At 40.4% G+C, this 8,642-nt stretch carries 9 protein-coding genes and 1 pseudogene; 7 read left to right on the forward strand and 3 right to left on the reverse strand.

The features are described 5' to 3' along the window. Positions 1-161: 161 nt before the first annotated feature. On the reverse strand, positions 162-1,007 hold the full coding sequence (locus tag E0E16_RS02540) for an IS3 family transposase (protein WP_240048166.1): 846 nt from the start codon (positions 1,005-1,007) through the stop codon (positions 162-164). Positions 1,008-1,039: 32 nt separating this feature from the next. Further along, positions 1,040-1,420 (reverse strand): hypothetical protein, encoded by a 381-nt coding sequence (locus tag E0E16_RS14140; RefSeq protein WP_130828438.1) that lies wholly within the window; start codon positions 1,418-1,420, stop codon positions 1,040-1,042. A gap of 280 nt (positions 1,421-1,700) precedes the next feature. Between E0E16_RS14140 and E0E16_RS02550 the strand changes: the two genes are divergently transcribed. The 7 genes and pseudogenes from E0E16_RS02550 to E0E16_RS02580 form a co-directional block, all read left to right on the forward strand. Then, positions 1,701-2,573: a sigma-70 family RNA polymerase sigma factor gene (locus tag E0E16_RS02550; protein WP_130828692.1), complete on the forward strand. Its 873-nt coding sequence runs from the start codon at positions 1,701-1,703 to the stop codon at positions 2,571-2,573. A 378-nt stretch (positions 2,574-2,951) separates the two neighbouring features. After that, positions 2,952-4,082: a UDP-galactopyranose mutase gene (glf, locus tag E0E16_RS02555; protein WP_130828693.1), complete on the forward strand. Its 1,131-nt coding sequence runs from the start codon at positions 2,952-2,954 to the stop codon at positions 4,080-4,082. Continuing rightward, complete coding sequence (gene gmd / locus E0E16_RS02560) at positions 4,079-5,155, forward strand: GDP-mannose 4,6-dehydratase (RefSeq protein WP_130828694.1); 1,077 nt, start codon at positions 4,079-4,081, stop codon at positions 5,153-5,155. Before glf ends, gmd begins: the two co-directional genes overlap by 4 nt. A 34-nt stretch (positions 5,156-5,189) precedes the next feature. Further along, complete coding sequence (locus tag E0E16_RS02565) at positions 5,190-6,401, forward strand: GDP-L-fucose synthase family protein (protein WP_130828695.1); 1,212 nt, start codon at positions 5,190-5,192, stop codon at positions 6,399-6,401. 82 nt (positions 6,402-6,483) lie between these two features. Continuing rightward, on the forward strand, positions 6,484-7,167 hold the full coding sequence (locus E0E16_RS02570; protein WP_130828696.1) for a plasmid pRiA4b ORF-3 family protein: 684 nt from the start codon (positions 6,484-6,486) through the stop codon (positions 7,165-7,167). 85 nt (positions 7,168-7,252) lie between these two features. After that, positions 7,253-7,639 (forward strand): ISAon1 family transposase N-terminal region protein, encoded by a 387-nt coding sequence (locus tag E0E16_RS02575; RefSeq protein ID WP_130828697.1) that lies wholly within the window; start codon positions 7,253-7,255, stop codon positions 7,637-7,639. Next, positions 7,605-8,168, forward strand: a pseudogene (locus E0E16_RS02580) (ISAon1 family transposase); the annotation flags it as partial. The gene E0E16_RS02575 and the pseudogene E0E16_RS02580, both read left to right, overlap by 35 nt. Before the next feature lie 87 nt (positions 8,169-8,255). On the opposite strand, the gene E0E16_RS14145 reads toward E0E16_RS02580, so the two are convergent. Next, positions 8,256-8,642: transposase (locus E0E16_RS14145; RefSeq protein WP_130828423.1), on the reverse strand; the 387-nt coding region annotated here is incomplete at its 5' end.

The following is an 8,642-nucleotide window of genomic DNA, read 5'->3' on the forward strand; positions in this document are numbered from 1 at the left end:
CATAAAAGAAGATGGACAACACCTAAGTTCCGTCATATTTTCGGCAAGGTCTTAGGGGGCTCGATGCCCCCTGGGACCTTTGGTGAAGATGGCATAAGACCGTCGTTCGCCATATTTTCGGCGTTCCAAAGATACTTTATATTTTTCTTTTTTGCAAGCATTTATCTCTTTTTCCAAAGATTTCTCCCGGGCTGTTCGCCTCTATAGACATCCATCGGACATTTCATTCCTATGCTCATATGCGGTCGTCTGTAGTTGTAGAAGGCTATTGCCTTGGAGATTTCCATGTTGGCCTGGTCATAATCTCGGTACATCTCCTGCTGGTAAATCCACTCAACCTTAAAGGTTCCATTCGTCCTTTCCGCCACAGGATTGTCCGTAGGATTGTACCGTTCTGTCATACTAACCCTGATATGGTGGCACATAAGAGTTTCAACATATAGGTGGCAGGCGTATTGCGAACCTCTGTCAGAGTGGTGTATCGTTCCGCAGAGGTTGCCTCCTCCGGCTGCCTTAACTGCCATTAGCAATGCCTCCTTCGTATTTATAGCCTCCATGGTTTCGGATAAGCACCAGCCTATGACAGCATGTGAGTAAACATCTGTAATGAGATGGAGGTACAGGACGTTGCCGTAAATCCAAACGTAGGTTATGTCGGCTGCCCAAATGTGGTTAGCATACATTGCCGTAACACCTTGTACAAGATTAGGATACTTCCTATAAGGATGATTGGAGTCCGTTGTACGTCTTCGCTTGTTCTTGGGAAGCATAAGTCCTTCTGAAGCAAGTAGTTTTAAGAAGGAGTCGCGACCATGAGTAACATCTTCACCTAGCTCCGACTTGAGGAGGACGTGCAGTTTCACACCGCCTATCCCGGGACAGCAGGCACGATAGTAGAGTACATTGTCAACTATCAGTTTACGCCTTTGCCGCTCAGAAATCACAAGCTTGCTGCTTGCGTAATACCACTGGCGTTTCTTGCCAAACAGCCCACAGAGGAATTCCACGGATACACCGGGAAACTCCTCACGCAGCGCCGTTACTGTTTGGCACCATCTTTTTTTAAGATGCTGATACCCTCCTCGGATTCGGCTATCTCTATGAGTTTCTCATAGGCACGGCTGCGCATCTTCTCCAAAGACAATGCGTGTTGGAGGTTCACTATCTTCTGGCGCAATATCTCATTGTCTGTCAAATTCGTTTCTTTATGAGCCATACGATACCTCTGGATTACTTCCGAGGGCAAAGATAACGATTTTGAATCAACGGGCCAACGTTTCAGCCATTGGAACATTGAACCACTAGACACATTCCACTTACGCAATATGGACGCTTGAGAAGCACCGCTAGAATAATAATCGATTAACACTTGCAGCTTGAACGAATACGAAAATTCGCGCGGGGTTTTACGTTTTGTCATAATTTCTTACTTTTTTTATAGTCAGAATTGTGACAAGCTAAATCCGTATAAGACAGTTTATTTCATCAAGGCAAGCAATAGGATTAGTGAGGTTTTGAATGGATTTTCTATAATAGCAAAGATCGTTTTAATTATATAGTATTATTTAACTTATATTTATACGAGAAGCAACAAAATAAAACGAAAAAAATTGGATTTATCAAAAAATATTTGTATCTTTGCAAGTCGTTTTTGTGCAAGTAGAAAATCCCAATAATTTTTTAGGAGGAAAATTAAATCAATGAGACAACTTAAGATTTCAAAAAGTATTACCAATCGTTCCAGTGAAGCACTTGATAAGTACTTGGTAGAAATTGGTCGCGAACCTATGATTACCGTTGATGAGGAAATTGAGTTAGCTCAAGAAATTCACAAAGGCGGGAAGAAGGGCGAACGAGCTAAGGAAAAACTAATCAAGGCCAACCTTCGATTTGTAGTTTCCGTGGCAAAACAATATCAACATCAAGGTCTCTCACTTACAGATTTGATTGATGAAGGCAACATTGGTCTTGTCAAAGCAGCAGAGAAATTCGATGAAACACGTGGTTTTAAGTTTATCTCTTATGCCGTGTGGTGGATTCGCCAAAGCATTTTGCAAGCGATAGCTGAGCAAAGCAGAATCGTGCGGCTGCCACTCAATCAGGTAGGTGCCATATCTAAAATCAATCAAGTTACAAACGAGTTTGTTCAAAAGTACAATCGGCGTCCATCTATTCACGAGTTGGCTGATTTGACCGGCATCGACGAAGCAAGGATACGCCAGAGTCAGAGTGCGGACAATCACCACATGAGTATCGATGCACCATTTAGCGATGATGATGACAATTCCATGAGCGATATGCTTGCTTCCGGTGATGATTCTCGCACTGATAGAGGCGTAGATTTTGAATCAATGTCCGATGATCTTAAGGCTGTATTGCAAAACACACTTAAGGAGCGAGAAAGAAAGATTGTTGTAGAGTGTTTTGGAATAGGCTGTCAAGAAAAAGGCTTAGAAGAAATAGGTACAGAAATGGCACTAACAAGAGAGCGTGTAAGACAAATTCGTGAAAAGGCGATAGAGAAGATAAGAGAAAGTGGGAACGCAAGAGTGCTTATGAAGTACTTGGGATAACACATATTGACTCTACTTAGTATAATCGGAATAATTCGTAGGAGGAGACACTCATCATAGACGATGACCTCCTACGTTTTTGCGTCCATTATATTTCCTTACAACTTTATTAGTCGGTAATAAAAAAGCGATAGCTTTAAGTTTTCGGAAAAAAAGCATTTTTATTGGTTCTTTCATTATTTATTTTTATCTTTGCACCTAATAATATAATATTTAGTCAATAACAGTATGCAAGGGTGTGTGGCACAAAATAAGCAGAATAAAAATAAAAAACTTTCCATCACGGAAAATCATCTTATTAACATTCGAATACATTATTGACAAAAAATAGTTTCAGATACTACATAATCATTTGTTGAACTATCATATTTTTTTTACGTGAATCAATACGATTATCTTATAGTAGGTGCTGGCTTGTTCGGTTCAATGTTTGCGCATCAGGCTACTCAAAAAGGAAAAAGATGTCTTGTAATTGACAAGAGACCGCAGTTGGGTGGTAATCTATATTGCGAGTTTAAGGAAGGAATAAACATTCACAAGTATGGAGCTCACATCTTTCATACAAACAGTAAATCCGTTTGGGATTTTGTAAATTCCTTGGTGGAATTTAACCGCTTTACCAACTCACCAATAGCAAATTACAAAGGTAAGTTATTCAATCTTCCGTTTAACATGAATACTTTTTATCAAATGTGGGGAGTAACAACCCCGGAAGAAGCGGAAATGAAATTGAATGAACAGCGTGCCGATGCCATAAAAAAAATGCACGCAGATGGTGTGCTTCAACCGAGGAACTTGGAGGAACAGGCTTTAACACTGATAGGAAAGGACATCTACGAGAAGTTAATAAAAGGCTATACGGAAAAACAATGGGGACGAAAATGTATAGAACTTCCTGCTTTTATCATCAAGCGGCTGCCCATTCGTTTAGTTTTCGACAATAATTACTTTAACGATTGCTACCAAGGTATTCCCAAAGGCGGATATAACAAACTTATTGAAGCCTTATTGAAGGGCGTTGATACGAAAATAAACACTAACCTTTTCGATGACAAAGAGAAGTGGCTTGCAAAAGCAGATAAGATTGTCTTTACCGGGAAGATAGATGAGTTCTATGAGTATCGGTTCGGAAAACTTGATTATCGTACCGTCAAGTTTGAAGAAGAAATCATCGAAAAAACAAACTATCAAGGTTGCGCAGTGGTTAATTACACCGATGAGGCTACACCCTACACACGCATCATCGAACATAAACATTTTGAAATGTTTGGTCAAGATGTGGAGCGGTGCCCCATAACTATCATTTCAAAAGAATACTCTACAGAATGGAAATCGGGATTAGAACCTTACTACCCGGTAAATGACGAGAGAAATAATGCACTATACCTAAAATATAAAAGACTTGCCGATAAAGAGAAAAATATAATTTTTGGCGGTCGTTTGGCAGAATACAAATATTATGATATGGCACCAATTGTAGAAAAGGTGCTTAAAATGGAAATAAAGTGACATCAAGAAAAGTAGCACTGATTACAGGTATTACCGGGCAAGATGGAAGTTATCTTGCTGAATTTTTATTGGAAAAAGGCTATGAGGTTCATGGACTTCTACGCCGCAGTTCATCTTTCAACACACAAAGAATAGAGCATCTGTATTTGGATGAATGGGTTCGCGACATGAGAAAAGAACGACTTGTGAATCTGCATTGGGCAGATATGACCGATTCATCATCCCTTATCAGAATTATTGGGGAAGTAAAACCAACAGAGATTTATAACCTCGCCGCCCAAAGCCACGTAAAAGTAAGTTTTGAGGTGCCGGAATATACGGCAGATACCGATGCGATTGGAGTGTTAAGATTATTAGAGGCGGTAAGAATCTGTGGACTGGAGAAATCTTGTAGAATTTATCAAGCAAGCACATCCGAATTATTCGGTAAGGTTCAAGAAATTCCACAAAAGGAAACAACGCCTTTCTATCCACGTTCTCCATACGCGGTAGCGAAATTGTATGGATATTGGATTATTAAGAACTACCGCGAGAGTTACGATATGTTCTGCTGTAACGGCATACTTTTCAATCATGAAAGCGAAAGGCGTGGAGAAAATTTCGTTACCCGGAAGATTACATTAGCTGCAGCACGCATCTCACAGGGATTACAAGAAAAGCTCTATCTTGGCAACCTAAACGCCCTCCGTGATTGGGGATATGCAAAAGACTATGTAGAATGTATGTGGCTGATACTTCAACAAGAAAACCCACAAGACTATGTAATTGCCACCGGTGAATATCACACTGTCAGAGAATTTGCCACACTCGCTTTCCAACACGTAGGTATTCAATTGCTATGGCAAGGTGAAGGCTTGAACGAAAAAGGTATTGACAAGGCGACAGGTAAGGTCTTAATCGAAGTTGACTCTAAATATTTCCGACCAGCAGAAGTAGAACAACTCCTTGGTGATCCTACCAAAGCTCGGAAAGAATTAGGTTGGAATCCGAGGAAAACAAGTTTTGAGGAACTCATCAAAGTAATGGTAGATTATGATGTAGAATACGTTAAAAAACCTCATTTCAAGATATAAATTATAGAATAAACATAATCATATAATGAAAGCAATGTTGATAGATAAAAATTCTAAAATTTATATAGCAGGTCATCATGGATTGGTTGGATCTGCCATTTGGAATAATCTAAAACAGCGTGGATACAATAATCTTATAGGAAAGAGCCATGCTGATTTAGATCTGACCAATCAACAGGCTGTTGAGGATTTCTTTATTCAAGAGCATCCGGATGCAGTTGTTCTCGCTGCGGCTTTCGTAGGTGGCATCATGGCAAATAGTTTATATCGCGCTGATTTCATAATGCAGAACATGATGATTCAGTGCAATATCATCTCGTGCGCATTCAAATATAAAGTAAAAAAGCTTCTTTTTTTAGGCTCTACGTGCATCTATCCCAAAGGAGCTCCTCAGCCAATGAAAGAAGACGCGCTTCTTACATCTCCCTTAGAATACACAAATGAGGAATATGCAATAGCCAAGATAGCAGGACTAAAAATGTGTGAAAGTTATAATTTACAGTATGGAACAAACTACATTGCCGTTATGCCAACTAATTTATATGGACCTAACGACAACTTCCATTTGGAAAACAGTCATGTCATGCCTGCGATTATGCGCAAAATATATTTGGCAAAGCTGATTCATAATCAGGATTGGAATGCCATTTGTATCGACATGAATAAACGACCGATTAATCCCGTGCCAGCTCTTGCTAAAAAAATTGGAACTGATAACATTGATGGAAATTCTTCCAAAGAAAGGATTCTTAACGCACTCGCATTCTATGGCATCGAGGATAACAAAGTTACTCTGTGGGGAACCGGTAGTCCATTAAGGGAATTTCTTTGGAGTGAAGATATGGCAGATGCTTCCGTTCATCTTTTGCTCAATGTTGATTTTAAGGACGTCATTGGAATTGAAAAGTATTCTTCAACATTCTTCGGTACTTCAATAGATGGCAAGGTAGATCGCAACAATAGTGATGGACGCGGAGGAGCCATTCCTGCATTGGGCGAAATTAAGAATTGCCACATCAACATCGGCACTGGTAAAGAACTAACTATAAGGGAACTTTCGCAGCTTATTGCCAAGACCGTAGGATTTAACGGGGAGATAGTTTGGGACCGCAGTAAACCCGATGGAACTCCAAGAAAACTCATTGATGTTTCAAAACTTCACTCCTTAGGTTGGAAACATAAAGTTGAGATAGAAGACGGCGTGAAAAGGCTCTACGAATGGTATAAGCACACATTACTGAATTAATAGAATAGATTGGAATATTCAAGATATATCATTACCTAATAAGTCATCTGATTACATCTTTACAATAAACTCTAATTAAATTATGAGGAAAAAGAAACATACTGAACCATTTTTGTCAAACCGGCAATTATCAGAAAAAGAATTCTCAGAATTAATAGAAACAGTTAATCTACTCATAGATCAATCATCGAAATATTTCAAAAGAAATAAGCCGAAATTAGCCGGTAAAAAAGGATTAAAACTTACTTACCAATTCAAGATAAAGTTGCGCGGAATCTCAAAGCCCCCTGTATGGCGCCGTGTTTTGGTACCTTCGCATTTCACATTCTCAGGTTTGCATGCAGTCATACAAGTGGCTTTTGGGTGGTATAATGAGCATTTGTATTGCTTTGGAGATACTGCCTACAGCAACGTGCTCAACATAGCAGAGGCAGTAGAATATGACGAGCCAGATTATAATGCAAGGACATTCACAATAGGTGAATACTTTGGGGACGGAACCATAAATCGAAAGTTATGTTATGTTTACGATTTTGGTGATGACTGGATACATGATATTGAAATTGAAAAAATCTTGAATGAAACGTCAGAATATGCTAAATGCACAGCTTCAAAGGGGATAAGCCCCGAAGAAGATTGTGGTGGAATTTGGAGCTATAATGAGATGAAGGAAGCTGGTGAGCTTGTAGATGACTGTTTCAACATTGAAGATATTAATTATACTTTGGAAACCGTTCCGCCCATAGGTTTTGATCCAATTGAATAATAACACCAAAGGAATTTCAATGGCTCAGTAGAAATATCCTGGGGAATAATTTGTTATTTATCTTAATAATTCCGACCTTCGCATCATGGAAGAAAATATGTTACGCACCTTGGCAGCTCTTGTGTTGCCCACTCAAATATTAGAGTTTTTTACTATTGTTTCTGTCCGTAAGGTCGGATCAGAGTTTCATATTAGTCTTGACGAACGTATGGACAAGACTTTGTCGGATGATGCCAACTTCGAGTCCAAAGGGTTCATGGAAGCTGTTAATATAACTGACTTTCCGATCCGAGACCATAAGGTTATATTGAAAATTCGTCGCAGACGATGGACGGACTTGCGCACAGGCAAGAGCTTTACGCTTCCCATCGCTTTAGACATGGTAGCTCAGGGCACTCGTTACTCCAAGGAATTTGGAGCTTTTTTAAAAGAAACGTATGGAGACATCCCCCGTGACCTGCCTTACGCTTGAGGATTTCTATCATATTGACGGACATACATTTGAGAAACAATACAAGGAAGTTCTGAGCGGCTTCCGTCAATGGGACCAGGCAGAACATGCCGACGAGTGGCTTCTCTTTCCTGACAACATCGGATCCTCTTTGGCTATTGATGAAACTTCACTGTCTAACGGCGAACTGTACACTTTCGTGACCAACCGTGCAGCAAGGACACGGGAAAGAAGTCTCGTGGCAGTAATTGCAGGTACAAAGTCAGAAGATGTCATAGCAGTACTGGATAGGATTGATGAGGAGAAACGCTCCTCTGTTGAGGAAGTCACTCTGGATCTGTCCGACTCTATGCGCAAAATAGTCAGAAGGTCGTTTCCCAATGCCAAGCGTGTAATCGATAGGTTCCATGTACAAAAGTTAGCATGCGACGCCGTACAGGAATTGCGTATCAAGCACCGCTGGGATGCAATACAGCAGGCAAACGACGAGATGGAGGAGGCAAAACTCTGCGATGAACCATACAGCCCATACCGATACGCTAATGGAGATTATTACTGTCCGCTAAACATAGAAATCCTCATTCCAACTCATTGAGACACAATAGTTCGGATGACAGCATGTTAGTGACAAGCCCCCTTATTCATTTTCTGTTACCTCGGGTGGCGATTCAGCCGCTGCTTCAAGCATGAGTTTCATGTCGGCATCCGGCATGTTGAAGAAATTATTCATGTTGAGGTATTCCATAAGTACAATGCGCACCATAGTAGCCAGCCCTGAGAAACTCCACCGCCTCTGCAATGAGCTTTGCAGCAGTGACAGTAATAGATTGGCAATGAGTGTAACCCAAATCTGTATCTTGATGGCGTTGGCACTCTCCCCATAGAAGTATCTAAGCGGGAAGTTCTGTTTTATCTGCTTGAAAAGAGACTCTATCTGCCACCTCCTGCGGTAGATGGCTACGATAGTCTCCATGGACATGTCAAAGTCGTTGGTAAGCAAGGACACCAACTTTGGCATCTTTCC

This window comes from Prevotella rectalis (genome assembly GCF_900607215.1).
GTDB lineage: Bacteria > Bacteroidota > Bacteroidia > Bacteroidales > Bacteroidaceae > Prevotella > Prevotella brunnea.